This window comes from Plantactinospora sp. WMMC1484 (assembly GCF_049315195.1).
GTDB lineage: Bacteria > Actinomycetota > Actinomycetes > Mycobacteriales > Micromonosporaceae > Plantactinospora.
The window spans coordinates 5,849,708-5,875,289 of record NZ_CP186055.1; the positions used below are offsets into that span (position 1 = coordinate 5,849,708).

23 protein-coding genes are annotated in these 25,582 nt (G+C 74.0%); 14 read left to right on the forward strand and 9 right to left on the reverse strand.

The window, feature by feature from the left end; all coding sequences use genetic code 11:
- Nucleotides 1–196 precede the first annotated feature (196 nt).
- From ACN28C_RS25345 to rimO, 7 genes are all read left to right on the forward strand, one after another.
- A complete protein-coding gene (locus ACN28C_RS25345; RefSeq protein ID WP_422770031.1) occupies nt 197–1,429 on the forward strand; it encodes a PucR family transcriptional regulator in 1,233 nt (410 codons plus the stop codon).
- A 229-nt stretch (nt 1,430–1,658) separates the two neighbouring features.
- Entirely contained in the window at nt 1,659–2,921 is a 1,263-nt protein-coding gene (locus ACN28C_RS25350) for an ATP-grasp domain-containing protein (protein WP_422770032.1), read from the forward strand.
- A gap of 9 nt (nt 2,922–2,930) precedes the next feature.
- The gene (locus ACN28C_RS25355; RefSeq protein ID WP_422770033.1) at nt 2,931–4,211 is read left to right on the forward strand and encodes an ATP-grasp domain-containing protein; all 1,281 of its coding nucleotides are present in this window, start codon (nt 2,931–2,933) and stop codon (nt 4,209–4,211) included.
- Nucleotides 4,208–5,467: an ATP-grasp domain-containing protein gene (locus ACN28C_RS25360; protein ID WP_422770034.1), complete on the forward strand. Its 1,260-nt coding sequence runs from the start codon at nt 4,208–4,210 to the stop codon at nt 5,465–5,467. Before ACN28C_RS25355 ends, ACN28C_RS25360 begins: the two co-directional genes overlap by 4 nt.
- On the forward strand, nt 5,464–6,720 hold the full coding sequence (locus tag ACN28C_RS25365) for an MFS transporter (RefSeq protein WP_422770035.1): 1,257 nt from the start codon (nt 5,464–5,466) through the stop codon (nt 6,718–6,720). The genes ACN28C_RS25360 and ACN28C_RS25365 overlap by 4 nt, the downstream gene beginning before the upstream one ends.
- A gap of 203 nt (nt 6,721–6,923) precedes the next feature.
- A complete protein-coding gene (locus ACN28C_RS25370) occupies nt 6,924–7,085 on the forward strand; it encodes a hypothetical protein (RefSeq protein WP_422770036.1) in 162 nt (53 codons plus the stop codon).
- Between the two features lie 133 nt (nt 7,086–7,218).
- Nucleotides 7,219–8,673 (forward strand): 30S ribosomal protein S12 methylthiotransferase RimO, encoded by a 1,455-nt coding sequence (rimO, locus tag ACN28C_RS25375; protein ID WP_422770037.1) that lies wholly within the window; start codon nt 7,219–7,221, stop codon nt 8,671–8,673.
- 168 nt (nt 8,674–8,841) lie between these two features.
- On the opposite strand, the gene ACN28C_RS25380 is transcribed toward rimO, so the two are convergent.
- From ACN28C_RS25380 to ACN28C_RS25405, 6 genes are all read right to left on the reverse strand, one after another.
- Complete coding sequence (locus ACN28C_RS25380) at nt 8,842–9,795, reverse strand: ABC transporter substrate-binding protein (RefSeq protein WP_422770038.1); 954 nt, start codon at nt 9,793–9,795, stop codon at nt 8,842–8,844.
- The gene (locus ACN28C_RS25385) at nt 9,741–10,592 is read right to left on the reverse strand and encodes an ABC transporter ATP-binding protein (protein ID WP_422770039.1); all 852 of its coding nucleotides are present in this window, start codon (nt 10,590–10,592) and stop codon (nt 9,741–9,743) included. The genes ACN28C_RS25380 and ACN28C_RS25385 overlap by 55 nt, the downstream gene beginning before the upstream one ends.
- The gene (locus ACN28C_RS25390; protein WP_422770040.1) at nt 10,593–11,693 is read right to left on the reverse strand and encodes a FecCD family ABC transporter permease; all 1,101 of its coding nucleotides are present in this window, start codon (nt 11,691–11,693) and stop codon (nt 10,593–10,595) included.
- Nucleotides 11,690–12,736: a FecCD family ABC transporter permease gene (locus tag ACN28C_RS25395; protein WP_422770041.1), complete on the reverse strand. Its 1,047-nt coding sequence runs from the start codon at nt 12,734–12,736 to the stop codon at nt 11,690–11,692. Before ACN28C_RS25395 ends, ACN28C_RS25390 begins: the two co-directional genes overlap by 4 nt.
- Nucleotides 12,737–12,900: 164 nt before the next feature.
- Nucleotides 12,901–13,941, reverse strand: a complete 1,041-nt coding sequence (locus tag ACN28C_RS25400; RefSeq protein ID WP_422770042.1) for a hypothetical protein — start codon at nt 13,939–13,941, stop codon at nt 12,901–12,903.
- Nucleotides 13,934–14,302, reverse strand: a complete 369-nt coding sequence (locus tag ACN28C_RS25405; RefSeq protein ID WP_422770043.1) for a hypothetical protein — start codon at nt 14,300–14,302, stop codon at nt 13,934–13,936. Before ACN28C_RS25405 ends, ACN28C_RS25400 begins: the two co-directional genes overlap by 8 nt.
- A gap of 92 nt (nt 14,303–14,394) precedes the next feature.
- Here ACN28C_RS25405 and eccCa point away from each other — a divergent pair, with 92 nt between their 5' ends.
- The 3 genes from eccCa (at nt 14,395) to ACN28C_RS25420 (ending at nt 19,262) form a co-directional block, all read left to right on the forward strand.
- Nucleotides 14,395–18,408 carry a type VII secretion protein EccCa gene (eccCa, locus tag ACN28C_RS25410; protein ID WP_422770044.1) on the forward strand — a complete coding sequence of 1,338 codons (4,014 nt, stop codon included), beginning with the start codon at nt 14,395–14,397 and terminating at the stop codon, nt 18,406–18,408.
- A gap of 154 nt (nt 18,409–18,562) precedes the next feature.
- Nucleotides 18,563–18,880, forward strand: coding sequence for a WXG100 family type VII secretion target (locus ACN28C_RS25415; protein ID WP_422770045.1), 318 nt, complete (start codon nt 18,563–18,565; stop codon nt 18,878–18,880).
- 85 nt (nt 18,881–18,965) lie between these two features.
- The gene (locus ACN28C_RS25420) at nt 18,966–19,262 is read left to right on the forward strand and encodes a hypothetical protein (RefSeq protein WP_422770046.1); all 297 of its coding nucleotides are present in this window, start codon (nt 18,966–18,968) and stop codon (nt 19,260–19,262) included.
- Between the two features lie 136 nt (nt 19,263–19,398).
- Here ACN28C_RS25420 and ACN28C_RS25425 read toward each other — a convergent pair whose 3' ends face one another.
- Together ACN28C_RS25425 and ACN28C_RS25430 are read right to left on the reverse strand one after the other, a co-directional pair.
- On the reverse strand, nt 19,399–20,481 hold the full coding sequence (locus ACN28C_RS25425) for a hypothetical protein (RefSeq protein WP_422770047.1): 1,083 nt from the start codon (nt 20,479–20,481) through the stop codon (nt 19,399–19,401).
- Nucleotides 20,481–20,876 carry a hypothetical protein gene (locus tag ACN28C_RS25430; protein WP_422770048.1) on the reverse strand — a complete coding sequence of 132 codons (396 nt, stop codon included), beginning with the start codon at nt 20,874–20,876 and terminating at the stop codon, nt 20,481–20,483. The genes ACN28C_RS25425 and ACN28C_RS25430 overlap by 1 nt, the downstream gene beginning before the upstream one ends.
- A gap of 103 nt (nt 20,877–20,979) precedes the next feature.
- On the opposite strand from ACN28C_RS25430, the gene ACN28C_RS25435 reads away from it, so the two are divergent.
- Both ACN28C_RS25435 and ACN28C_RS25440 read left to right on the forward strand, forming a co-directional pair.
- Nucleotides 20,980–21,462, forward strand: a complete 483-nt coding sequence (locus ACN28C_RS25435) for a YbaB/EbfC family nucleoid-associated protein (protein ID WP_422770049.1) — start codon at nt 20,980–20,982, stop codon at nt 21,460–21,462.
- Nucleotides 21,459–21,857 carry a YbaB/EbfC family nucleoid-associated protein gene (locus tag ACN28C_RS25440; RefSeq protein WP_422770050.1) on the forward strand — a complete coding sequence of 133 codons (399 nt, stop codon included), beginning with the start codon at nt 21,459–21,461 and terminating at the stop codon, nt 21,855–21,857. The genes ACN28C_RS25435 and ACN28C_RS25440 overlap by 4 nt, the downstream gene beginning before the upstream one ends.
- A 111-nt stretch (nt 21,858–21,968) precedes the next feature.
- Here ACN28C_RS25440 and eccB read toward each other — a convergent pair whose 3' ends face one another.
- Nucleotides 21,969–23,438, reverse strand: coding sequence for a type VII secretion protein EccB (gene eccB / locus ACN28C_RS25445; RefSeq protein ID WP_422770051.1), 1,470 nt, complete (start codon nt 23,436–23,438; stop codon nt 21,969–21,971).
- Nucleotides 23,439–23,492: 54 nt separating this feature from the next.
- On the opposite strand from eccB, the gene ACN28C_RS25450 reads away from it, so the two are divergent.
- Nucleotides 23,493–24,704: a type VII secretion protein EccE gene (locus ACN28C_RS25450; protein ID WP_422770052.1), complete on the forward strand. Its 1,212-nt coding sequence runs from the start codon at nt 23,493–23,495 to the stop codon at nt 24,702–24,704.
- Nucleotides 24,705–24,827: 123 nt separating this feature from the next.
- Entirely contained in the window at nt 24,828–25,535 is a 708-nt protein-coding gene (locus ACN28C_RS25455; RefSeq protein WP_422770053.1) for a hypothetical protein, read from the forward strand.
- The last annotated feature ends 47 nt before the right edge of the window (nt 25,536–25,582 follow it).

Below are 25,582 nucleotides of genomic sequence, written 5' to 3' on the forward strand. Positions count from 1 at the left end.
TTCGGACAAGTGCAGGAAGCCCACCGTGGTGATCAGGACTTCTGTCGGGGGACTCGTGCCGCACCGGCCGGACCTCTTGCGTACCGGCCGGCGCCGTCAGAGGGTAAGGACCGGCGGCACCGATGCCGACGGCTCCGCACAGCGGGGCGATCGGAGTCCCGCCGCCGGCCGGTCACGCGGAGGACCCGGGGGAGGCATGCACGCGGAGCTGCAACGCATCGTCGACGCGGTGGCGGCCCGGGTCGGCCGGCCGGCGCTGATCGAGGACCGCCGGCAGCGGGTGGTGGTGTACAGCGAACACACCGGAGTGATGGACGACGTGCGCCGGACCTCCATCCTGCGCCGGCACACCACCCCCGAGGTCATCTCCTGGTTCCAGGGCGTCGGCATCATGCAGGCCCGTACGCCGCTGCGCACCCCGGCCTGCCCCGAGCTGGACCTGCTGCCCCGGCTCTGCGTGCCGATCTGTCACCACGACGTGCTGCTCGGCTTCGTCTGGTTCATCGACGCCGACGGCGGCATGACGGATTCCGACATCCAGGCCGTGACCCGGGCGATGTCGGAACTCTCCCTCGCCCTCTACCGGGAGAACCTGCTCGGCGAACTGGCGTCGCAGCGTGAGGCCGAGGCGGCCCGGACACTGCTGGTCGACAGTCCGGAGATCCGCACCGAGGCGGTCCGTTCGCTGCTCGCCGAGGGTGTGGTCGCCGCCGACGGGCCGGCCAACGCGGTGGTGGCGCAACTCGTGCCGGCCCGGGGGCAGGTGCTGGACGAGGTGGCCCGGATCGCCCTGGAACAGGTGCTGGTGGCCACCCGCAGGTGGATCGGGGTACGCGAGGCGCTGCACCTGGTCCGGCACGACCAGGGCGTACTGCTGATCTGCGGCGGCCGGGGCGGCGGCCGGCCGTCCACCGAGGCGATCGCCCGTCACCTGAGCCAAGGGCTGCACAGGGCGACCCGGAACCTGCCCCCGGTGGCCCGGGTGGTGGTCGGGACCGGCGAGCCCCGCCCCCGGCTCGCCGACGTCGTGCACGCCTACGACGAGGCCCGCCAGTCGGCCCGGGTCGGCGGGCAGCTCTCCGCGCTCGGGCCGGTCGTCGCCTGGTCGAACCTCGGCATCTACCGGGTGCTGTCCCGGCTGGACGGCCGGCACCTCGACGTCGCGGGCGTCCATCCGGGGCTGGAACGGCTGCTGCGCGACGACTCCCACCAGGTGTTGCTGGAGACGCTGGAGGCCTATCTTGACCTGGCCGGAAACGCGCACGCCACCGCCGAGCAGCTCCGGCTGCACCGCACCACGCTCTACTACCGGCTGCACCGGGTGGAACAGCTCGCCGAGACCGATCTCAAGGACGGCACCGAGCGGCTCTGTCTGCACCTGGCGTTGAAGCTGGGCCGACTCACCGGCCACTACCGACCGACGACCTGACCGCTCCGGCTGACGACCTGACCGCCCCGGCCGACGACCTCACCGCCCCGGCCGACGACCTCACCGCCCGTCCACCCTCGACCGGGTTCGGGCGCCCCGGCACTGTACGGCGACCACGACATGGTCGTCGATGGGTAGGATGCGGCTCGATCGTCGGTGCGCCGTGGCGCCCGCCGCGCGAGGCGGGCGGCACACTCCGGCAACAGATGCCGACTACGGGGGATTCATCATGAGCATCTTGATCGTGCACACCGCGAGTCCGAGCAGGCGACCACACTTCGCCCGGGCCCGCGACCACGCGACCAGCCTCGGCGAGCGACTGGTCCTGCTGATGGCGCAACCCACCTGGGAAGGGGAGTTCGTCGACGCCGTCGTACCGGTCGACACCGCCAGCATCCCGCTGACCGTGGCGGCGGCCCGGCAGCTCGCCGCCACCGAACCGGAGCCGCTACGCGGGGTGGTCACGTTCGTCGAACACAGCGTCTCCGTCGCCGCGGCGGTCGCCGCCGCGCTCGGTCTTCCCTTCGTCAGTGAGCACACGGCCCGGCTTGCCCGGGACAAGTACGCGATGCGCCGCGCCTTCGCCGGTGCCGGCATCCCGCAGCCACGCTTCGCGCTGGCCCGTACCACCGCCGAGGCTCGGGCGGAGAGCGAACGCCTCGGGTTTCCGCTGGTGCTCAAGCCGATACTCGGCGGAGGCAGCAAGTACGTGCTGCGGGTGGAGAGCCCCGATGCGCTGGCGGAGCACTTCGGCGCGATTCGCGGTCAGGCATGGGACACGTTCGGCTACGACCCGCTGCGGGACTCGGCGCGCGAGGAATACCGGGGCGCGGTGCTGCTGGAGCAGTACGTTCCCGGTGGCGAGATCAGTGTGGAGTCGGTGGTGCAGGACGGCCGCACCGAGGTGGTGGCCATCCACGACAAGCCGTTGCCCATGGTCGGGCCCTCCTTCGAGGAGGTCTACACCGCGACACCGACCGTGCTCTCCACCGAGGTCCAGACCAGTGTGCGACGGTTGACGGCGGCGGCCCACCGGGCGCTCGGCATCGACAGCGCCGTCACGCACACCGAGTTCCGGGTCCGCCCGGACGGCAGTCCGTCGATCCTGGAGACGGCCGCCCGGATCGGCGGCGGACCGATCTACCGATCGGTGCTGCTCAGCCGCTCGGTCGACCTCGTGGAGGCGGCCATCGACCTCGCTCTCGGCCGGGAGGTCCACCTGGCGCCGCGGCCCGACCCGGTGCCGATCGGCATCTTCGACCTCTACGCGAAACGGCCCGGCCGGGTCGTCGCGTTCCGGGGCGTCGACGCGGCCACCGCCGACCCGTCCGTGCACGAGGTGGTCCTCTACCGCCGGGTCGGCGACCGGGTCGACGTGCCACCCCATGTCGCCCAGTCGAACGGGCACGTCATCTTCACGGCGGAGTCCCGGCAGCGGCTCGACGACGCCTGCGGCAAGCTCGCCGCGACGATCGAGGTCGAGGTCGGGTAGGGCGTCCAGATGCACGTACTCGTCGTCGGCGCCTGGCCGGAGCTGGCGAGCCAGCTCGTCGGCCTGCCCGCCAGGATGTCGCTGTTCCAGCTGCCGGAGCTGGCGAACGACCGCGAGGCCGACTGGGTGTACCGGTACCAGCAGGTCGACTACCGCGACCCCGGCGCCGCGCTGGCCGCCGCGAGCCTGCTGCACGCCGCCGACCCGTTCGACGCGGTGGCCGGGTTCCGGGAGTTCGCGCTCGCGGCCGTCGCCACCATCGCCGGCGGGCTCGGGCTGCCCTGTCTGCCCGGTCCGGCACACACCCTCGGCCAGGACAAGGCGGTGGTACGCAAGCAGCTCCACCACGGCGGCTGCCGGACCGTGGCCCACCGGTTGTGCGACGGCCCGGCCGACATCGTCGACCTCGCCGAACAGGTCGGGTTCCCGGTGATCGTGAAGCCCGTGGCCGGATCGGCCAGCGAGGGCGTCCACGCCGTCGGGTCTCCGGGGGCGGCGGAGGCAGCCTGGGCGCACGCCGCCGCCGTCGACGGCGGCGCCCGGATACTCGCGGAGCAGTTCCTGGACGGTCCGGAGTACAGCGTGGAGACGCGGACCGTCGACGGGTGGCACGAGGTGGTGGCGATCACCGAGAAGCTCACCACCGGTGACCCGCACCGGGTGGAGACCGGCCATGTCATGCCGGCAAGGGTCGGCCGCCGGACAGCGGCGGCCCTTGCCGACGAGGCGGTACGCGGACTCTCCGCGATCGGGCACCGGCTCGGGCCGTCGCACGTCGAGCTGATCGTGACATCCTCGGGTCCCGCGATCGTCGAGATCAACCGCAGGATCGGCGGCGACCGCATCTGGGAGCTGCTCATGCTCGCCACCGGTCGCAACCTCATGCGGGAGTCCCTGCTGGATCTGGTCGGGACGGCCCGGACGCCGCCGGCACCGGTGCGGAGTCGCGGCGCCGCCATCCGCTTCCTCACCGCTGCCCGGCCGGCGCGGCTCGCCGACCCACTGCCGGTCGGCGCCGCGCGGGGCGTCGGCGGAGTCGTCCGCGAGCGCCTGACCACGCCCGGCCCCGGCGCCATTGTCCGGCCGCCCAGGTCGTCGGACGACCGCCTCGGCTACGTGGTCACGGTCGCCGCGACCCCGGAGCAGGCGGCCTCGGCCGCCGACGCGGCGCACCGGCGGGTGGCGGCGCGGCTCTTCGCCGACGCGTCGATCCCGGTCGGGGACGGGCCGCGCGACGGGGACGGAACGCCCGGCGAGGACGGAACGCCCGGTGGGGAGGGGGCCGAATGACCACGGACGCCGGCTACGTCGCGGTCGGCTACTCGCGTGGAACACTGACCGATCTCGACGGTCTACTACCGCCGGCCACCGTCACCGTGCTGGAGGAACCGGAGGTCATCGAGTCCCGCTCGGTGCGAACCGCCGTGGCACACCATCGGTGCGTCGCGAGCCTGGTGGCCGCGCCGACCCAACTCGAGGGCGATGCCGGCGCCCTGGTCGCCGCCGTCGACCGGCCACCGTCGGTGCGGGCCGTCCTGCCGACCGTGGAATACAGCGTGGTAGCCGCGGCCGCCCTGGCCGAGGCGTGGCGGCTACCGGGTGCCGGGCTGGCCGCGGCGCGGGCCTTCCGCGACAAGTCCCTGCTCCGCCGCACCGCCGACGCCGCCGGCCTGCCCCAGCCGCGATGGCAACCGGTCACCTCTCCCGACCAGGTCACCGCCTTCCGCGCGCAGCACGACGGCTGGTGCGTCCTCAAGCCCGCGAACCTGCAGGCCAGCATCGGCGTGCAGGTCCTGGGTCCGGACGACCCGGTCGGCCCGGCCTGGCGGCACACGACCGGGGCCGACGACGTGAAGCTGCGGGCGCGACGGCCGCTGCCCCCGCGCTACCTCGTCGAGGAGCGACTCACCGGGCCCGAGATCAGTGTGGAGACCCTGGTGGCCGACGGTGAGCTGCTCTTCAGCAACGTCACCGGCAAGTCCGTGCTGCCCGGACGGTTTCCGGTGGAGATCGGGCACGTGGCGCCCGCGGCGCTCGACGGAGCGTTGACGAGGACGATCACGGAACTCGTGGCCGGACTCGTCGAGGCGACCGGCTTCGGCTCCGGACTGCTGCACTCGGAGTGGATCCTGGTCGGTGGCGACCAGCCGCACCTGGTGGAGTGCGCCGCACGGGCACCGGGTGACCGGATCGACCAACTGATCGATCTCGCTTACGGCGGCAGCCTCATCGGCGACCATGTGGCGGTCCTGGAAGGACGGCGTCCACCACGCGCCGACATCGCGCCGCGGGCAGCGGCGATCCGCTTCCTGCACGCGGGTCCGGGCGTGGTGACCGGGGTGACCGGCACGGCGTATGCCGAGCGGGCCGACGGGGTCCGGGAGGTGTCCGTGACCGCTCGGCCCGGCGACGTCGTCGAGGCGCTCACCACCTCGTGGCAGCGCGCCGGGTACGTCCTCGCGGTCGGCCGCGACGCCGCCGAGGCCGTGGCCCGCGCCGAGCACGCCGTCCGCCTCGTCGACGTGACGACGAGCGATCAGGCATGAGATGGCTGCGCGCGATGCTCGGCGGGGACGGCGAGATTCCCCGGGTCTTCGTCGTCGTCGCGCTGGTCGACTCGATCGGCACCGGCATGTTCCTCGCCGGGTCGACGATCTTCTTCGTCCGCTCCGTCGGCCTGACCCCGGCACAGGTCGGCCTCGGCCTCGCCGTCGCCGGTGCGGTCGGCTTCGTCTCGGCGGTGCCGATCGGGGCGCTCGCCGACCGGCTCGGCTCCCGCCAGGTGCTCGTCGCCGTCCAACTCTGGCGGGCGGCGTCGCAGGTCGGGCTCGCCTTCGCGGCCGGACCGCTCGCGTTCACCGTACTGGCGTCGTGCCTGGCCGTGGCCGACGGCGCCGCCTCCGGCCTGACCCAGAGCGTCGTCTCCGACGCCGTGGGGCCGCAGCGGCGGGTGCCGACGATGGCGGCGATGCGGGCGTTGCGCAACGTCGGGTTCGGCGTCGGCGCGCTGGCCACCGCCCCACTGCTCGCGGCCGGCACCGAGTGGACATACCGCTCGGTGATGCTCGGCGACGCACTCTCGTTCGTGGTCGCCGCCGTGCTGCTCTCCCGGGTGCGTACCAGCCGCCCGAGACCGGACGGCCGGCCCCGGCAGTCGCCGCTGCGCGCGCTGGCGAGCGTGCGGGACCACCGCTACCTCGCGCTCGCGGGCCTCAACGGCGTGCTCTGCCTGCACATGACCGTGCTGGCGGTGCTGATCCCGCTCTGGACGATCGAGTCGACGGCAGCTCCGGCGGCCGTCGTGCCGTTCGCCGTCGTGGTCAACACGGTGCTCGCCGTCGTACTCCAGGTCCGCTTCTCCCAGGCCGCCCGAGGGGTTTCCGGCGGCGCACGGGCACTGCGCTGGTCCGGCGTCGCCATGGCCGGCGCCTGCCTGCTGATCGCGGTCACCGGCCGGACCAACGTCTGGCTCAGCGTCTGCGTGCTGGCCGTGGGTGTCCTGCTGCTGACCTTCGGGGAGCTGTGGCAGTCGGCCGGCGGCTGGGAGCTCTCCTACGCGTTCGCCGACCAGGAGACCCTCTCCACACACCTCGCCGTGTTCAACCTTGGCACGACCGCCCAGAGCATCCTCGGTCCGGCTCTGCTGGCGCCGACGGTGCTGTCCGGCGACGGCGTGGGGTGGCTGGCACTCTCGGTGGTGTTCGTCGTGGTGGCCACACTGGTGGCGCCGACGGTCACGGCACTCACCAGAGCGCTACCCGAGCCGGTCCCGCTCGCGGCGCATCGATCACCGTCTTGACCTTCGGGAGCGCGCTCCAACATACTTGAGCAACCGGTGGGCGCGTGACCCACCGGTCCGGAGCCAGTGATGATCGGGGACATCACTCGCCCCCCGCCCCCTGCGGGAGCCGATGGACTGTCGCCATCATCGATGACTGCCAGCGCCGAGCTGCCGTCTGGCCCCAGAGCAGCGCCAGGTCAGTCGAGTCGAATGGAGAAGCGATGAGTGGCATCGACAACCTCGTCCGGCAAGCCCGCGAAGACCTGTCCGCCAGCCGCGACCTGCCCCAGACCGGTGTGAAGGACGCGCCGGGGGTCAAGGACGCGCCGACGGTGCGGGGGCGGGTCAAGGACGCGCCCACGGTCCGGCGCCCCGCCTGCTGACCGCCGTCCGGGTGCGGCCGGCGAGCGTCGCCCGCACCCGGACCTGTTCCTCCGAGGGGTCGGACATCCCTCGGAGGGGTCGGACATCGTAGGCACGACGAAAGCGCACCGTCCGCGTTCGGCGCACACACCTATGAGCACGGGGGTTCCGATGTCGCAACAGCGTTCCGTCTCACTCGTCACGCTCGGCTGCGCACGCAACGAGACCGACTCCGAGGAACTCGCCGCCCGGCTGGAGGCCGCGGGTTGGCAGGTCTCCGACGGCGGTTCGGACGCGTCCGGCAGTGCCGTCGTCGTCGTCAACACCTGCGGATTCATCGAGGCCGCCAAGCAGGAGTCCGTGACGACCGTGCTGAAGGCCGCCCAGTCCGGCGCAAAGATCGTCGCTGCCGGCTGCATGGCCGAGCGCTACGGGAAAGAACTGGCGGCGGCCCTACCCGAAGCGTCGGCGGTGCTGTCGTTCGACGACTACCCGGCGATCGCCGACCGTCTCGACGACGTGCTCGGCGGGCGCGAGATCGAAGCACACCAGCCGCGGGACCGCCGCCGGCTGCTGCCGCTCACCCCGGCGGCCCGTCCGCACAGCCAGGACGCGCACGTGCCGGGTCACGGGCACCGGCCCGGCCCCGGCCCCGGTCGGGGTCCGCAGCCGCTGCGCAAGCGCCTCGCCGGTGCCGCAGCGGCGCCACTCAAGCTGGCCTCCGGCTGCGACCGTCGCTGCAGCTTCTGCGCCATCCCGTCGTTTCGCGGCGCATTCGTATCCCGCCATCCGGACGAGCTGGTCGCCGAGGCGGAGTGGTTGGCCGGCGAGGGCGTGCGGGAACTCGTCCTGGTCAGCGAGAACACCACCTCCTACGGAAAGGATTTTGGCGACCTGGCCGCGCTGGAGAAGCTCCTCCCCCGGCTCGCCGGCGCTGTCGACCGGATCCGGCTGCACTATCTCCAGCCCGCCGAGCTGCGACCGTCGCTCATCGCCGCGATCGCCTCGACGCCGGGCGTCGCACCGTACTTCGATCTGTCGTTCCAGCATGCCAGCGGGCCGATACTTCGCCGCATGCGCCGGTTCGGCGATCGGCAACGCTTCCTCGACCTCGTCGGGCAGATCCGCGACGCCGTCCCCGCAGCCGGCCTGCGGTCCAACTTCATCGTCGGCTTTCCGGGCGAGTCCGACGCCGACTTCGACGAGGTGATGCGCTTCGTCGAACAGGCCCGCCTCGATGCCGTCGGCGTCTTCGGTTACTCGGACGAGGACGGCACCGAGGCCAGCGGCTTCACCGACAAGACCGACCCGGCCGTCATCGGCGAACGGGTCGCGCAGCTGACCGCGCTGGCCCGCACCACGATGGCCAGCCGCGCCGCGGAGCGCGTCGGCTCCACCGTCGACGTGATCGTCTCGGCCGAGCACGAGGGCTGGGCCGGACACCAGGCACCGGAGATCGACGGCCTGGTCCGGCTGCCGTCGAACACCCTCCGCCCCGGGGATCGATGCGCGGCGACCGTCGTCGGCTCCGACGGTGTCGACCTCGTGGCGGAGATCTCCGCAGTGGCACCGGACCGGTCGGCGTCTGCCATGGCCGGCCAGGCGTAGCCGGCCAGTTGGGCGCGGTGCATCGTCACCGGCCGAGGTCGGACCGGCGGGAACCCAGGGACGACTGCTGTCGCTGGCAGCACTCGAACGTGCCGGAGGCGGACTGACAGGAACTGCGCGCATGACAGGAAATGCTGGCGTGACAGGAAATGCCCGCGTGACAGGAAATCAGGCGGCCGGCACGTACCTCTCGAGATCGTCGAGGATCTTGCCGGCCGCGGTGACACCGATACCGGTCATCCAGGTCTCGTCGGCAACCACGTACGCCCGGCCGGCCCGGACCGCCGAGAGGTTCTTCCAAAGGCTGCCGCCGGTCACCCTGGCCTGCTCGGCGGCGGCCTTCTCGCCGAACGCCGTGACGAAGATGACGTCGCCGTCGACCTCGGCGATCCGCTCCGGACTCACCTTGTCGAACCGCTTGTCCTCCTTGTCCGCCAGCAGCTGCCGCTCCGGCCGGCCGAGCCCGACGTCACCGAGGACGAGCCCGGAGAAGGAGTCCGGACCGTACACCCGGATCTCGGTGGGTCGGAACCGGACGATGGAGATCTTCCGCGCGGCGGCGTCACCGAGCGTGCTGCCCAGGTCCCGGGCCCGCTTCTCGTACGCGGCCAGCAGATCCTTCGCCTCCTGTTCCCTGCCGAGCGCCGTACCGTCGAGGAGGAAGTTCTCCTTCCAGGTGATGCCGACCCGCTCGGTGAAGACGGTGGGGGCGATCGCGGAGAGCTCGTCGTAGAACTTCTCCTGGCGGAACCTGCTGCCGAGGATCAGGTCCGGCCGCAGCGCGGTGATCGCCTCCAGGTCGGGCTCGGTGAGGAGGCCGACCCGCGTGATCCCGGCGACCTGGTCGGCGCCGAAGTACGACGGCCAGCCGGCGACCTCACCGGTCTGCGCGGCACCGACCGGCACGACGCCGAGCGAGAGCGCGGTGTCGATCTTGTCGGTGTCGAGCACCACCACCCGCTTCGGCTGGGCCGGCACCTCGGTGCTGCCCATGGCGTGGGCGATGGTCCGGGTCTCCGACCCGGTGGCCCCCTCCCCGACCACCGGATCGCTGCTGGTGCATCCGGTCAGGCCGGCGCCGAGTGCGGCGACGGCGAGGAGGGTGGTGAGTCTGCGGCGCATGACGAACCTTTCTTCAGCGAGAGCGTGCCGAGCGCCGGGACGACAAGTGGCGCCCCGGTCACCGGGCAGGGCACGACGACACAGTCGAGCCCGAAAACGTCGCGGACCAGGTCCGCGGTGAGGATCTGCCGGGGCGGCCCGGCGGCGACGACCGCGCCGTCGCGCATCGCGACGAGGTGGTCGGCGTACCGGGCGGCCTGGTTGAGGTCGTGCAGTACGGCGACGACGGTGCGGCCCCGCTCGGTACGCAACCGGTGCAGCAGGTCCAGCACCTCCACCTGGTGGGCGAGGTCGAGGAAGGTGGTCGGCTCGTCGAGCAGCAGCGCCTCGGTGTCCTGGGCCAGCGTCATGGCGATCCAGACCCGCTGCCGCTGCCCGCCGGAGAGGGTGTCGACGGGCCGTTCGGCCAGCTCCTCGATGTCGGCGAGTGCCATCGCCTCGCGGACCGCGACCTCGTCGGCCGGCGCCCACTGCCGCCACCAGCGCTGGTAGGGCTGCCGTCCCCGGCCGACCAGGTCGGCCACGGTCACCCCCTCGGGCACGAGCGGACTCTGCGGCAGGACCGCCAGCCGGCGGGCGACCGCGCGGGTCGGCAGGGTGCGGATCGCCTCGCCGTCCAGCAGCACGGTGCCCCGGCGCGGGGTGAGCAGCCGGGCCATGGTGCGCAGCAGGGTCGACTTGCCGCAGGCGTTCGGGCCGACGATCACGGTGAACGCGTCGGCCGGCAGGGTCAGGTCGAGGCCGTCGATGACGGTCCGGTCCTCGTAGCCGACGGCGAGGTCGCGGGTGGACAGCATCTAGGAGACCTTCCGTCGACCGCGGAGCAGCAGGTAGATCAGGTACGGACCGCCGAGGGCGGCGGTCAGCACCCCGGCCGGTAGCTGGGTCGGTGCGAAGAGCCGGCGCCCGGCCAGATCGGCGAGGACCACCAGCAGCGCGCCGACCAGGGCGGCACAGAACAGCGGTGGCCGCTCCGCCCGGACCAGCCGCCGGGCAAGTTGCGGTGCGGCCAGCGCCACGAAGTCCACCGCACCGACCTGCGCGGTGACCATCGCGGCGGCCAGTACCCCGGTGGTGGCCAGGCCGATCCGGCGGGTGACCGGGCGCAGCCCGATGCCGCGCGCGGTGTCGTCGTCCAGGGCGCTGCCGTGCAGCGCCCAGCCGGCCCAGAGCAGCACCGGCAGCAGCACCAGCAGGGTCACCCCGAGGTACGCCGTCTCCTGCCAGCCCTTGCCGGCCAGCGTGCCGACCAGCCAGAGCTGTGCCCGGATCCCGTCGATCGGGTCGGCGGAGATCATCACCACCTCGGTCAGCGCCCGCAGCGCCACCGCGACGGCGACGCCGGCCAGCACGAACCGCTGCGCGGCCAGCCCGTGCCTCAGCCCCAGCAGCAGCACCGCGCCGGCGGCGGCCAGGCCGCCGAGCAGCGCGGCCGGTGCGATCAGCACGGCACCCGCCCCGCTGGTCAGCGCCACGGTGGCGGCGAGCCCGGCCCCCTGACTGACCCCGATGACGTCCGGGCTGGCCAGCGGGTTGCGGGCGACGCTCTGGATCAGGGTGCCGGCGATGCCGAAGACCGCCCCGACCATCACCGCCAGCACGACCCGGGGCAGCCGCAGGTCGAGGACGACCAGGTCGTAGCGGGTGCCGCCACCGGCCAGCGACCGGAGCACGTCCTGCGGTGCGACGTACGGAGTGCCGAGCGACAGCCCCAGCACCACGGCGGCGGCGAGCAGGAGCAGCAGCACTCCGCCGACCGCGAGGGGCCGGTGCCGGACGGCGAGCCGGGCCGGGCCGAGCCGGATCAGGCTGCGCCCCACCGGCACCGCCGGGGAGCGGGGTCCTGCTACCGCCGCAGCAGGAGGCCGAGCGGTGGGGCGTACCCGCGACACGGTCATGCGGTCACCACCCGGGCCCGTCGGATCAGCACGACCAGCAGTGGCGCGCCGAGCAGCGCGGTGACGATGCCGGCCGGCACCTCGCCGGGCGGCGCGACGAGCCGGCCGATGACATCGGCGGCGAGCAGCAGCGCCGGGCCGAGCAGCGCCGCCACCGCGAGCGCCCAGCGGTGGTCGGCGCCGACCAGAGCGCGGGCCAGGTGCGGCACCGCGAGCCCGACGAACGCGATCGGCCCGGTTGCCGCGACCGCCGCCCCGGTCAGCAGCACCGCGCCCGCTCCCCCGGCGAGCCGGACCAACCCGACCCGGTGGCCCAGCCCTCGGGCGACGTCGTCGCCGAGTGCCAGCGCGTCCAGGCCACGGGCGGCGAACGCGGCCAGCAGCACGCCGGCCAGCACGAAGGGCGCCACCTGCGCGGCGACCCCGGCGTCCCGGCCGGTGAGGGCGCCGACCACCCAGAAGCGGTACTCCTCGAAGGTGCGGGCGTCGATGGTGAGCAGGGCGACGACGGTGGCGCCGAGGCTGGCGTCCAGGGCGACGCCGACCAGTGCCAGGGTCACCGGGCTGGCGCCCTCCCGGGCACGGTTGGCGATGCCGTAGACGAGCAGGCCGGCGAGGAGTGCGCCGACGATGCCGAACCAGACGTAGCCGGCCAGCGTGCCGATCCCGAACACCGCGATCGCCAGCACCACGCCGAGGGAGGCGCCGGCGCTGACCCCGAGGATCCGGGGCTCGGCCAGCGGGTTGCGGGTCAGCGCCTGCAGCAGCAGCCCGGCAAGGGCCAGCGCGGGGCCGACGAGCAGCCCGAGCAGCGTACGCGGGACGCGCAGCTCCCGCACGATGGTGCTCGCCTCACCGCCGTCCGGTGCCACCAGCGCGTGCCACACCTCGGCCGGCGGGAGCGGCTTGCTGCCGAGCGCGAGACTCGCCAGTACCGCCACCAGCAGCAGCACCGCCGCAGCGGCGGTCGCCCCGATGCGCCGGCCGGCCCGTCGGCGCGGCCGGACCCCGGCCCCGGCCGGCCGGCCCGCTAGCGTCGTCACGATCGTCCCCGTGGGTTCCTGAATTAGGGTCGGCTAACCTTACGATCTGCTGGTCACGCCGCCTACCCGGCATGACGGATCTCACCGCCGACTACCCTGGACTCGTGATCCCGTTCGCGTGATGCCGAGACTGTGAATCTCACCGACGGCCAGGGTGACGGAACTCAGGCGTCGTCGGCGCGGCCGAGGATCGGTGGCGGGGCGTCGCCCTCGGCGTCCCACTCCAGGCTCCCGTCCGCCGCCCATCCCGTGCCATCGGTGGCGAGCCGGGGATCCGTGATCGAATAGCCGTCGGCCGGGCGGCCGCCGAGACCGGCGGCGCCGGCCGCACCCACCATCGGCGCCGCGCCCGCCCCGGTGGCCGCCGCGCCCTGGTTCCCCGCGCCCTGGTTCGCGGTGCCGGAGCCGGCGCGCCCCTCGGCACCGGCCGCACGGGTGATCAGGTGGTTGCCGAGGCCGGCCAGGGTCGGCCCGGCGCCGCTCAGCGAACTGGCCGGCTGCGGTGCCGACGACGGGGACGGGGCGGCGGCCAGCGCGCCCATGCCACCCGGCGCGTCACCGAAGCTTCCCGCACCGGCCAGCGCGGTGGTGTCGACCGGCTGCTCCGCGTCGAGCAGCGGCGCCGGATCCGGCACCGAGATCGCCGACGGTAGCTCGAGGTCGCCGATCAGCCCGCCGACCACCGGCAGGTCGCCCGGCTCGACCGGGATCATCGCCGGCCAGCTCCGGTGGTCGGTGACCGCGTACTCGGCGGCGAGCCGGGCCACCTGTGCCGAGACCCGCTCCCGCGCCTTGGCCCGCTCCTCTTCGGACATGACCCGACCGAAGACCCCGGACATCTCGTCGACCCCGGCCCCGGCGAGCTCGGGGCGGTCCCGCTCGACCTGCCGCTGCGTCTCGCCGAGCGCACCGGCCATCACGGTGAGCCCGGTGCGCATCGCCGCCGCCTCCTCGGCCAGCTTCGCGGCATAGCTCACGATCAGACCCACCCGGTAATGGAACTCCCGGCTGCCCGGCCCCGTCCAGGTGGCGAGCATCCGGGTGAGATCGTCGTGCAGCCCGGTGGCGATGCCGCCGAGGATCTCCTCGACGCTGTGCCAGGCGTCGGCGATGCCGTCGACCTGCGCCGGCAGCCCTGCCATCAGCAGCCGGTAGAGCTCCTCGTGCGTCTGCTGCCGGTAGCGCTCGTGGTACTCGTCAACCATCGCGTCGGCCACCATGCAGAGCCTCACTCACCGCGCCGAGGGCGCCTGCGATCCGTCTGGCATTCGTCTCGCTCAGCTCGTCGACGCTCCGGTAGCTCTCGACGATCTGCGCGGTGGCCGCCTGCGCCACCGTGAGCGCGGTGGCCAGCCGGCGCAGCCGGGCCACATATTCGTCGTGCAGTTCCTGGTGCCGGTCGGCGGTCCGCTGCGCGTCGTGGAACCCGCCGAGGGCGGGTCGGTCGCTGCCGGGCGCCGTGGTCAGCGCGGTCAGCGCGGCGAGCGCCGCCTCGACGCGGGGCTGGAGGCTGCGCCGGAAGTCGTGCAGCGACAGGAGATCGACGGCGAACTCATCGGCGGCCATCGTGCAACCTTCCCCAAACGCCGAACGGGAACGGCAAGTCTAGCCAACGGAGCGGAGGGTGCCGGGAGACTCTCCGTATAGTATCCCGGGTCGTGGAGGTCACCGAGGCCCAGTCTCGCCTTCCGGGCGCTCGTGAGGGTGCCGCGGGCACCGTCCTGTTCCGCCGGCCGCCCCGCCAGCCCTCGCCGCCGCTGCCCCGGGGCGAACTCGTCCTCGAACCCCCGCCCGAACTGTCGGATCCGCTGCCCCGCAGCCCGCTCCAGATGCTGATGCTGGTGCCGATGGTGGCCGGCGTCGCCGCGATGGCGATCCTCTACAGCGGCCGGGGCGGCGGCGTGCTCACCTACGTCGTCGGCGGCCTCTTCGGACTCTCCATGCTGGGCATGGCCGCCACCACGATGGGCGGTGGCGGGCACGGCAACAGCCGGGCGGAGGTGGACGCGCAACGCCGCGACTACCTGCGCTATCTGACCCAGGCCCGGCGGAAGGCCCGCAACGCCGCCGCGCAGCAGCGCACCGCCCTGCTCTGGCGGCATCCGGCCCCGACCACGCTCTGGTCGGTCTGCGCCTCGCGGCGGATGTGGGAGCGGCGGAGCACCGACGACGACTTCGCCGAGGTACGGGTCGCCTCCGGCACCCAGAAGCTGTCGGTGCGGATCGTCCCGCCGGAGACCCGGCCGGTCGAGGACCTGGAACCGTTGACCGCGATGGCGTTGCGCCGCTTCGTGCGGGCCCAGTCCGTCGTGCCGGACCTGCCGCTGGCGATCCAGCTCCGCTCGTTCAGCCGGCTCGTGCTGCGCGGCGACCGGGATCCGGTGCTCGGCCTCGCCAGGGCCCTCCTCGGCCAGCTCGCGACCTTCCACTCCCCCGACGACCTGCGAATCGCCGTCGTGACCACGGCGCAGCGGCGACCGGACTGGGACTGGGTCAAGTGGCTGCCGCACGCCCAGGACGACCGGGTCGGCGACGGTGCCGGGGCGGTCCGGATGGTCTTCGAGTCGACCGCCGCGCTCGAGGAGGCGTTCGCCGAGGAGTTCACCCCCCGGCCGCGGCACTCGCCGGACGCCCGGCCGCTGGCCACCGCGGCGCACCTGCTGGTCGTACTCGACGGGGCCGAGGTGCCGGCGACGTCGCAACTGCACGGTGCGGGCGTACTCGGCAGCACCGTGCTGGACCTCTCCGGGATGGTGCCCCGGGACGCCGGCCGCTGGCTGCTCTGCCTCGACGTCACCGCCGAGACCCTCGCCGTGGACCGGGGCGACCGGAGCATGCCGCTCGGCGTGCCGGACCGGCTCAGCGTCGAGCAGGTCACCGGACTGGCCCGGCAGCTCGCCCCGCACCGACTCTCCCGGCACGTCGAGACCGAGGAGGCGACGGCCCGGGTAACCGAGCTGCCCGAGTTGCTCGGCTTCGGTGACGCCGGCGCGGTGGACCCGGCCAGGAGTTGGCGGCCCCGCCCGGACCGGGACCGGCTGCGCATCCCGCTCGGCATCGGCGCGGACGGCTCCGTGGTGGAGCTGGACTTCAAGGAGGCCGCCCAGGACGGCATGGGCCCGCATGGCCTGATCATCGGCGCCACCGGCTCCGGCAAGAGCGAGTTGCTCCGCACGATCGTGGTCTCGCTCGCCGTCACCCACTCCTCCGAGGAGCTGAACCTGGTCCTGGTGGACTTCAAGGGCGGCGCCACCTTCGCCTCCCTGGACGTGCTGCCGCACACCAGTGCGGTGATCACCAACCTCGCCGACGAACTGGCCATGGTGGACCGGATGGAGGACGCCGTCGCGGGCGAGCTGGTCCGCCGGCAGGAGCTGCTCCGGGCCGCCGGCAACTACGTCTCCCGGTACGAGTACGAGAAGGCCCGCCGGGCCGGTGAACCGCTCGCCCCGCTGCCCAGCCTGCTGATCATCTGCGACGAGTTCAGCGAGCTGCTGGCGGCCAAGCCGGACTTCATCGACCTCTTCGTCACGATCGGCCGGCTCGGCCGCTCGCTCGGGGTGCACCTGCTGCTGGCCAGCCAGCGTCTGGAGGAGGGGCGGCTGCGCGGGCTGGACACCCACCTGTCGTACCGGATCGGGTTGCGGACCTTCTCGGCGATGGAGAGTCGGGTGGTGCTCGGCGTGCCGGACGCGTACGAGTTACCGAACGCGCCCGGGCACGGCTACCTGAAGGCCGGCACGGTGCCCATGCTGCGCTTCCGGGCCGCGTACGTCTCCGGGCCGTACCGCGCGGCCGGCGGCACCGTCCCGCGGGTCCCGCAGGCCCTGGTACGCCGCCGCATCATGCCGTACGGCACCGTCCCCGTGCCGGTCCCGCCCGAGCTGCCGGCACTGCCCGAGCAGCCGGTGGGCACGGCGGAGGGCCCGGCCGAGGCCGGACGGCAGACGACGATGCTCGACGTCATCGTGGCGCGGCTGCGGCACGGCCCGCCGGCGCACCAGGTCTGGCTGCCGCCGCTGGACGTGGCGCCGAGCCTCGACGCGCTGCTCGGCGAGGCGGTCGTCGACGAGCAGCGCGGCCTGGTCACCCCCGCCTGGCCGGGTGTCGGGCGGCTCGCCGTGCCGGTCGGCATCGAGGACCGCCCCTACGAGCAGCGCCGCGACCCGTTCCTGGTGGAGCTGGCCGGGGCGGGCGGCAACGTGGTGATCGTCGGCGGTCCGCGAACCGGCAAGAGCACCCTGCTCCGCTCGATGCTCTGCGCCCTCGCGCTCACCCACAGCCCGCGCGAGGTGCAGTTCCTCTGCCTCGACTTCGGCGGCGGCACGCTGCGCTCCCTGGAGGGGCTGCCGCACCTGTCCGGGGTGGCGGTGCGCCGCAACCACGAGGCGATCCGCCGGACGGTCGCCGAGGTGAGCGTGCTGCTGGACGAGCGGGAGGCGCGCTTCGCCGAGCGCGGGATCGAGTCGATCGACGCGTACCGGGCGATGCGGGCCGGCGGCGAGATCACCGACGACCCGTTCGGCGACGTCTTCCTCGTCGTCGACGGCTGGGGCGTCGTACGGGAGGAGTTCGAGCAGCAGGAGGAGATCATCACCCGGCTCGCGGCCCGCTGCCTCGGCTTCGGCATCCACGTGGTGCTCACCGCCACCCGCTGGTCGGAGATCCGCTACAACGTCCGGGAACTCTTCGGCACCCGGCTGGAGCTGCGGCTCGGCGACCCGGCGGACTCCGAGATCGACCGGCGGGCCGCGGCGAACGTACCGGCGGACACCCCGGGCCGGGGCGTCACCCGGGACAAGCTCCAGTTCCTGGCCGCCGTGCCGCGCATCGACGGCCGGGCCGGCGCCGACGACCTGGCGACCGGCGCCGCGAGCCTGGTGGAGCGGGTCCGGGCCGCCTGGCAGCACGAGCCCGCCCCGGCGGTACGCCTGCTCCCCCGGGAGCTGCCGGCGGCCCGGCTACGCGAGGTCGCCGGGCCGGGCATCCCGATCGGGCTGAACGAGACCCACCTGGCCCCGGTGCGGCTGGCCTTCGACACCGAGCCACACCTGCTGGTGCTCGGCGACGCGCAGTGCGGCAAGACGAACCTGCTCCGGCTGATCGCCCGGACCATCGTGGAACGCCACCCGCCGACCGAGGCGAAGCTGGTGATCGTCGACTACCGGCGTACGCTGCTCGGCGTGGTCGAGGGCGAGCACCTGCTCGACTACACCCCCTCGGCGCAGACCACGACGGCGATGGTGGGCGGGATCGCACAGGCGCTGACCGCCCGGCTGCCCGGCCCGGACGTGACGACCGAGCAGTTGCGCAACCGCTCCTGGTGGAGCGGGCCGGAGATCTTCGTCCTGGTCGACGACTACGACATGGTCGCCACCAGCAGCGGCAACCCGCTGGACGGGCTGGTGGACCTGCTGTCGCCGGCCCGGGACATCGGCCTGCACCTGATCCTGGCCCGCCGCTGCGGCGGCATCGGCCGGGCGATGTACGAGCCCGTGCTGCAGACCCTCACCGACCTGAACACGCCCGGACTGCTGATGTCCGGCAACCCCGACGAGGGCGCCGTACTCGGGCACCTCCGCCCCAGCCCGCAGCCGGCGGGGCGCGGGACCCTGATCCGGCGCAGTGACGGGGTGAACCTGGTGCAGACGGCGTGGCTCGCCCCGGAGTGAAACTCGCCCCACAACGAGCAGCGGCGGCATCGATCACCATGGGTGAGCGGATAGCACGTGGACGGTGCGACTCGGTGCGGCCATCGGCTACCCTGGCCGAATAGCGACGCCGAGGATCGGGCGTCCCGCCTCTGCCTATTTCCCGGAGGGAAGCGTGGCACAGACATTCACCCACGACGAGGGTAACGCCCAGCGCGCCGCAGCGCTCGTGGACCAGGCCCGCGGCATGATCGAGTCTCAGGTCAAGAACATCGACCAGTCGGTGCAGCAGCTCAGGAGCCGGGGCTGGGAGGGCGAGGCCGCCACGAAGTTCTACGCCGTGGCCGCCGAGATGGTCGCCGGGGCCCGCCGCCTGCAGAACAAGATGGACGAGATGCGGGGCGGCCTGGAGCAGGTCGACCGGACCTTCTCCGGAGCGAACGAGACGATGACCGCCTCGGTCAACACGATAAACGTCTACAACATCGGCTGATCCTGCGCGACCGGTCGCACCCGAGGGTGGCTCGTCTCCACCCGGTCACATCCAGGCGGACGGAACGGTCCGAGCGGAGGAACCCATGAGCAACCAGATCCGGATGGTGCACGCCGAGGCAGAGGCCGCGGCCATGCAGCTCAAGAAGTACGGCACCAACATCGAGGGCATCACCAAGAACTTCGTCGGCGACATCGCGAAGATCCCGTGGGACAGCGACGCCCGGGCCGAGTTCGAGGTCTGGAAGGCCCAGATGGAGCAACTGTGGAACGAGTTCCACCAGGTGGTCCTGAAGGCCGGCACCGTGGTCAGCGACGCGAGCACCGCCATCCGGCAGGCCGACAGGCAGGCGGCCCGGACGATGCAGCAGAGCGGTCGCTGAGGTCCGACCCACGCACCCGGCGGCCGCGACTCGCGTTGCCGGGTGCGTCGTGTCTGCGCCACCCTCTGCCGCCCTGCCCGGCTGACCCCGGGTCCGGCTGACCCCGGGTCTCACCGCCACCGGGCCGGCCGGTGCGTCAGCCGATCACTCCGTCCGGCGCGTCGCCGGAGGCCCACGGCTCGCCATCCTCGACCAGCCAGTCCGCGCCCTCGTGCTCGCGGGAGTCGCCCCCCGCGCCGGGGTGACCGGCGGCGAAGCCGCCCACGCCCATCGCGGAGGCGCCCCCGGCCGCCCGCCCCGCCCCGGCCCCGGCGGCGGCACCCGCCGCCGTGCCGATCCCGGCCATCCCGACAGCGGCCGCACCACCCTGCAGCGGGACGGCGCCGGTGCCGGCGGCCGGTGCGCCGCTCAGACCGAGCCCGGCCGCGCCGACGCCGAGCGTGCCGGCACCGCCGAGCGGCCCTCCCCCGGTCCCCGCCCCTGCCAGGGCGGTCGAACCGGTCAGCTCGGTCCCGGACCCGACGTCCGCCCCGATGCCGGCGGGCAGCGCCGTCGGGGCGGCGCCGATCGGCGCGCCACCGCCCGGCGCCGGAATGGTCGGCGCCGCAACGGGCGGCGGCGCCGGGATCTCGGGTACGGGCGGCAGCGCGGTCGTGGCCGCGCCCGGCTCCTTCTGGAACAGGCTGGTGAGATAGTCGCTGGCCAGCTTCACCAGCGCGGCGGTGAGCTGGGCGTCCAGGGTCGACGCCTGGCCGGTGGTGGCGGCGATCTGCGCGGTGTACTGCGCGGCCCTCGCCTGGTACATCGCCCACCTGGCGGCGCCGCCGTGCGACCAGGTCGCCTTGCAGTACGCCCGCTGCGCGGCGCTCGGCGTCACCTGCCCGGTCGGCAACACCTGGTAGCCACCCGCCGTCGCGCTGGCCACGATCGCGTCGAGCTGTGTCTTGGTCGCCTGCAACTGGGCACTGCCGGTGCTGGTCGTCATCTGCGCCTGGGCCACCGTGCCGATGACCTGCTGGAGTGCGTTCAGCGCGACGGTCCGACGGTCCTGCTGGGCGACACCGGTCTCACCGACGAGGTTCGGCAGGGTGGCGGCGGTGCCGAAGCTGGCTCTGGTGTTCGTCATGTTCTGCACGAGGGTCTGCACGACCGGGGTGAGGATCGACTGGACCACGGCCGGCTGCGACAGCCGCAGGCCCATGAAGGACACCGCGCCCATCACGCCACCCCCGGCGGCATCCGGTCGTCGAAGCGCAACGTCGCGGCCCGCTGCCGCTGTTGCAGGTCGACCTCCTCGAAGTGCTGCGCCACCTGGCGCACCTGCACCGCCTGGGTGTCCAGCTCCTCGGCGACGGTCCGGACCGCCGCCGAGAGGGCGACTGTGAAGAACTGCGCCATCGTGCCGAAGCTGGGCAGCCCCGCGTTGCCGGCCACCGCGCCCTCGACCGCACCGCCGATCGGTGTGAAGGAGCTGCGGTACTCCTCGGCCAGGCTGGCGATCTGGTTCGCCGCCACCCGCATCTCCGGCAGGTGCGCCTGGAACTCTGCTGCGCCGGCGGGCCCGGAGACCGGCGCGCCGACGGGACCGGAACCGTCCGGAATGCTCAACGCCATCCTCCCAGATTGTCGCTTCTGCTGGCACGGAGGACCATCGGATCGGCCTTCGTAAAATATTATGCCTACCGGGGTCGAGGTCCCAATGCCTGCGGAGGTTGCGATGCCGACGGACGACCCGCCCGACCCGACGACGATCACCGCCCCGGGTGCCACCCCCGCCGACCTCGCCGAGCTGGAGGCGTCGATCGCGCGGACGGAGGCGGAGTGGCAACGGCTGCGGGCCGGCAGCTACGAGGGCAGCGATCCGGCCCGGCTCGTCACCTGCGTGGTCGACGGCGAGGGCCTCGTGGTCAGGGTGACCTTCGCGCCGGCGGTCGCCCGGCACGATCCGGCCGTGGTCGAGGATGCCGTGCTCGCCGCCGTCGCCGCCGCCCAGCAGCGCCTCGGCGACGCCTGCGCCGCCCTCGCCGCCGGGGCCACACCCCCCGCCACGGCTCCCCCCTCGGCCCCGGTCGACGGTTCCGACGACATGGTCGGGGACCGGAGCGGCGCCGATGGCTGGCGTACCGCAGGGGCGCCGCCGGGGGGCGGGGTGGAGCTGCCGGAGCTGCACGGCGGGGTGCTGGGAGGCGAGCCGCGATGACCGGGCGCGACGACCGGGACGACGGCGTGCCGCTGCGCTACTCGCCGCACGACGAGGCACGATACGAGGACCTGGCCCGCCGGGCGCTCGCCGCGCTCGACACGATGGACGGTGAGCTGCAACGGCTGGCGAGCGCGCCGGTCGAGGGGCAGAGCCGGGACGGCCGGGTCGCCGTCCGGGCGACCGGTGCCGGCGCGGTCATCGAGGTCCGGTTGCGGGGCGGGGCGGTGCAGCAGTACCACCACGTCAAGCTCGGTGAGGTGGTCACCCGGGTGCTGCGGGCCACCCAGCAGCGGGCCCGCGCGGCCTACGAGGAGGCGGTCGCGGAACTCGCCCCGCCCGAGGTCGCCGAGTGCGAGCGGCTGATCCGGGGCTCGGAGCGGCCCGCGCCGTAGCGCCACGCCACCTCCCCACCGACCGGAGGCCAGCCTCCCGGCACGGACCCGACGGACCCGACGGCAGGTCGATACGGACCCGACGGCAGGTCGATACGGATCCGACGGCGGTCAGCTCGGGCCGGGTGCCGGGGTGCCGGGGCCGCCGGCCGGTCCGCCACCGGCCGGTGCGGCGGTCGGCGGCGGCGCGAGCCGCAGCGCGGCCTCCGGATCGAGCGCCACCCCGGTCGGCACCAGCGCCAGGATGCTCGCCGGCACCTGCACCGGCCGGATGCCGGCGTAGCCGAGCGAGCTCTGCACCTTTTCCAGGTCCGGGCGGGCCAGCGGCAGCTTCAGCCCCTGGTCGGTGACGAGGTAGACGTTGCCGGCCGCGTTCGCGCCGATCGGGTTGGCGGCACGGACCAGCGCCGCGTGCCCGCCCGGCAGCGCGATCCGGTCCGCCGGCCGGACCCCGTCCACCCCGATCCCGACCGCCGTCGCCGGCTCCTCGACCGGTGGCACCTCGCCGGGTACGCCGCCGAAGGTCTCGATGGTGACCGGATGTTCCGCCGCACCGCCGTCGTCACGGTAGCTCGCACAGACCACCGGGGTCGGGGCCTGCGCGCCGCGTACCCGGGGCACCTCGTCGGGCAGGCCGGGCGGCTCGGCCGTACCGTCCACGATCAACCGTCCGGCCTGCTGGGCGGAGATCTCGTTGACCGCCCGGCCGGCGGCCTCGAGCAGCCGGGCGGTGACCGCGCCGATCGGGACCAACCCGTCGGGCAGCATCACGTACGACCGCCCCGCCGCCCGGAAGAGCTGCCCGATCCGGGTCTGCTGGCCGGCGATCGTCGGCCGGGCGGGCGAGCCGGCACCGGGCAGGGCGAGCGGCACCAGGTCCGGCCCCGGCGGCACGGAGTTGAGGAAGGCCTCACCGACCGCGACCGGCGGTATCCCGGCCCAGCCCAGGGCGGCGAGGACGGCGTTGCCCCGGATCCGCAGCCGGTGCTCGTCCCAGAGCAGGTAGCGGTCGCCACCGTCCACGCTCACCAGTAGTCCCTGCCGGCCGACCGGGGTACCTCCGGCCGGGGCCCGGCCGAGGAGCAGATGGGTGGCCCGGGCGACCGAGGTCAGCGACCGGGGGGCGCTGCAGACGCTGATCGGCAGCCCCACCAGGGCCGACCTCGGCGGTAGCGAGTCGGGTGCGTCGGGAATCCCGATCGGCAGCCCGCGCGGCACCGCGCGCAGCGAACTCTCCGACATGGTCCGTACCGCCGGCTCCGGCTGACCGAGGATCAGCAGCGCGGAGGTCCAGTTGAGCACCGGGTGCAGCCGGCCCTGGGTGTAGACGAACTTCGCGCCGGTGCCCCGCTCCACGATGATGGCGTTCTCGACCGGTTGCCGACCACCCGGCCGGAGCAGGCCGTAGACGCCGAAGCCGGCGACGAGCAGCACCGCGACGAGCAGTCCGCCGAGCATCGCGAGGGCGAACCGCCGCATCGGCAGCTCGTTCGTCTCGGGCTCGCCGACGAGCAGCGCGGAGACGATCCGCCGGAGGAGGAACCGGTACGCCTGGACCTGTTCCCGACGACTGCGCATCATCACCCCGCCTTCGCCCGATGCGACATCTTAGCGCCGGCACGTATGGTGTGGACCATGCCGGAGTTGATGGCTGTCGGCCGGCCCACCGGCCGGTTCGGCACGGTCCAACTCGTCGCCGTCGAGCTGGCGCTCTTCGCGGCCGGCGCCGCCGCCCACGCGCTCGCCCCCGTGCCGGCTGTGCTGGCCGGGACCGCCGCCGCCGTCCTGCTCGTCGCCACCTTCGGCCGGTCCGGCGGCCGCTGGTGGTACGAGGTCCTCGGTGCCCGGCTGCGGCTGTCCGGCCGCCGCCGCGCCGCCCGGCGGGCACAGCGCCGGGCCGGCGCGGAGGGGGCGGACGACCTGCTGCTGGCCATCCTTCCGCCGGGCCCGCGCACCAGCACGGTCACCGACCGGTCCGGCACGATCGGCGTCGGCGAGGATCCGCTGGGCTGGTTCGCGGCGATCGCGGTGCGCCACCCCGACGCGCTTTCCGGCGGCCACCGCAGTGCCCTGCCGCTCGACTGGCTCGCCGAGCTGGTCGCCGATCCGGCACTGCCGGCCAGCACCCTCCAGGTCGTGCTCCGGCACTCCTCGCTGCCGGTCGCCGCCGTCCACCCGCACACCGCCGCCGCGCAGTCCTATCTGGAACTCTGTCGGGTCCTGGCGGTGCCGGTGCACCACGACCTCTGGATCGCCGCCCGGCTCGCCACCCGGGACGCGGCGACGGTGGCGGCGGATCGTGGGGGCGGGACGGCCGGCGTACACCGGGCGCTCGCCGCCGCGCTCGCCCGGGTCGGCACCGGGCTGGCCAACCTCGGTCTCGAACACAGCGTGCTGGACGGGGAGGGCCTGCGGCAGGCCGTGGCGTACTCGTGCGGTGTCGACGGGCTCGACGGCGCCGCCACACCACCCGGGCCGGTCCGGGAACGGTGGTCGCGCTGGCAGGGCCGGCGCCGGGTGCAGGTCTGCTTCGCGGTACGCGCCTGGCCGATGAAGGCCGGCGCAGACCCGCTCAGGGCACTGACGCAGGTCCCGTCGGCCCTCGACGTGAGCGTCGCGGTGGTGTTCGGCCGGCGTGGCGATCCCCGTTCCCCGGGCGGCCGGCCGGCGGCCCGGACCCTGGTGCGCCTCACCGCGCTCCCCGAATCCGTCGACGCCTGCGTACGGCAGTTGCGGGCCGGTGCCGCCGGTGCGGGGATCCGGCTGGTCCGGCTCAACGGCGAGCACGCCACCGGCGTGTACGCGACCGCGCCGACCGGGGCGACCGTGGGACTGGTCGCCCGGTGAGCGCCTGCGGAGCGGCGGCAGGGACGGGGCCGGCAGCAGGGGAGCGGCCGGGTGACGCGGCCACGGAACAGCCGGGCGACGCAGCGAGAAAGCCGTCGGGTGTGACCGGAGGGAAGGCGGGCGATGCCGACCGGTGACCCGAAGACCGTCGCGCCGGAACGCCCGCTCGTCGGCGACCTGCTCGGCCGGCTCAGCCTGGATCTGGACGCGATCGGCGTGCTGCTGGGCCGGGACGGCGCGAACCAGCCGGTGCTGCTGCGTCTGTTCCGCCCGGAACCGCTGGCCGTGGCCTTCGTCGGTGACTGGTGGACCACCCAGGTGTTGCTGTTCCGCTGCCTCGGCCAGGGCGCGCGGGTGGCGGTCGAGGCCGTGGACGCGGTCAATCCGGCGGCGGCCGGCACGATCGCCACGATGGCGCACTGGCTGGCGCTGGACCGGGCGGCCGGCGGTGCCGGTGACCGGGTCTGGCGCTCGGCCTACCCCGGTGGCGACGAGCCGGCCGGCCCGACCCGGCCGCTGTTACGACTCCGCGACGTCGGCGTGCACGGGCCGGAGCGACGGCCGCCGACCCGGGCCTGGGAGACCCAGCTCACCGTGCTGCCTCGGCTGACCCCGGCCGGCGTACCCGTGCTGGCCGGCGCCGACGTGGTGCTGGCGCAGCGGCTGACGCAGCCCGAGGCGGCGCTGGTCGGCTCGGCGCTCGGCCTGGCCAGGGAACTCTGGGCCCCGCTCGCCGCGATGCAGCCCGAGATGGTCGCCGCGTTCGGCGGAGGCTCCGCCCGCTACCTCTGGCTCACCCCGACCCGCCTGGAACGCCAGCTATTCGGCTGACGCTCCCGGTCGACCCGCAACCCGGCCCACCCCGGACGGACACGGCG

Coding starts and splice junctions, on each gene's coding strand:
- rimO (WP_422770037.1), top strand. CDS start 7,219: ATGAGCACGGGGGTTCCGATGTCGCAACAGCGTTCCGTCTCACTCGTC.
- ACN28C_RS25435 (WP_422770049.1), top strand. CDS start 20,980: ATGCCGACGGACGACCCGCCCGACCCGACGACGATCACCGCCCCGGGT.
- ACN28C_RS25400 (WP_422770042.1), bottom strand. CDS start 13,941: ATGGTTGACGAGTACCACGAGCGCTACCGGCAGCAGACGCACGAGGAG.
- ACN28C_RS25455 (WP_422770053.1), top strand. CDS start 24,828: ATGCCGACCGGTGACCCGAAGACCGTCGCGCCGGAACGCCCGCTCGTC.
- ACN28C_RS25405 (WP_422770043.1), bottom strand. CDS start 14,302: ATGGCCGCCGATGAGTTCGCCGTCGATCTCCTGTCGCTGCACGACTTC.
- ACN28C_RS25355 (WP_422770033.1), top strand. CDS start 2,931: ATGCACGTACTCGTCGTCGGCGCCTGGCCGGAGCTGGCGAGCCAGCTC.
- ACN28C_RS25440 (WP_422770050.1), top strand. CDS start 21,459: ATGACCGGGCGCGACGACCGGGACGACGGCGTGCCGCTGCGCTACTCG.
- ACN28C_RS25345 (WP_422770031.1), top strand. CDS start 197: ATGCACGCGGAGCTGCAACGCATCGTCGACGCGGTGGCGGCCCGGGTC.
- eccB (WP_422770051.1), bottom strand. CDS start 23,438: ATGATGCGCAGTCGTCGGGAACAGGTCCAGGCGTACCGGTTCCTCCTC.
- ACN28C_RS25420 (WP_422770046.1), top strand. CDS start 18,966: ATGAGCAACCAGATCCGGATGGTGCACGCCGAGGCAGAGGCCGCGGCC.
- ACN28C_RS25350 (WP_422770032.1), top strand. CDS start 1,659: ATGAGCATCTTGATCGTGCACACCGCGAGTCCGAGCAGGCGACCACAC.
- ACN28C_RS25425 (WP_422770047.1), bottom strand. CDS start 20,481: ATGGGCGCGGTGTCCTTCATGGGCCTGCGGCTGTCGCAGCCGGCCGTG.
- ACN28C_RS25390 (WP_422770040.1), bottom strand. CDS start 11,693: ATGACCGTGTCGCGGGTACGCCCCACCGCTCGGCCTCCTGCTGCGGCG.
- ACN28C_RS25385 (WP_422770039.1), bottom strand. CDS start 10,592: ATGCTGTCCACCCGCGACCTCGCCGTCGGCTACGAGGACCGGACCGTC.
- ACN28C_RS25370 (WP_422770036.1), top strand. CDS start 6,924: ATGAGTGGCATCGACAACCTCGTCCGGCAAGCCCGCGAAGACCTGTCC.
- ACN28C_RS25365 (WP_422770035.1), top strand. CDS start 5,464: ATGAGATGGCTGCGCGCGATGCTCGGCGGGGACGGCGAGATTCCCCGG.
- ACN28C_RS25380 (WP_422770038.1), bottom strand. CDS start 9,795: ATGCGCCGCAGACTCACCACCCTCCTCGCCGTCGCCGCACTCGGCGCC.
- ACN28C_RS25360 (WP_422770034.1), top strand. CDS start 4,208: ATGACCACGGACGCCGGCTACGTCGCGGTCGGCTACTCGCGTGGAACA.
- ACN28C_RS25430 (WP_422770048.1), bottom strand. CDS start 20,876: ATGGCGTTGAGCATTCCGGACGGTTCCGGTCCCGTCGGCGCGCCGGTC.
- ACN28C_RS25450 (WP_422770052.1), top strand. CDS start 23,493: ATGCCGGAGTTGATGGCTGTCGGCCGGCCCACCGGCCGGTTCGGCACG.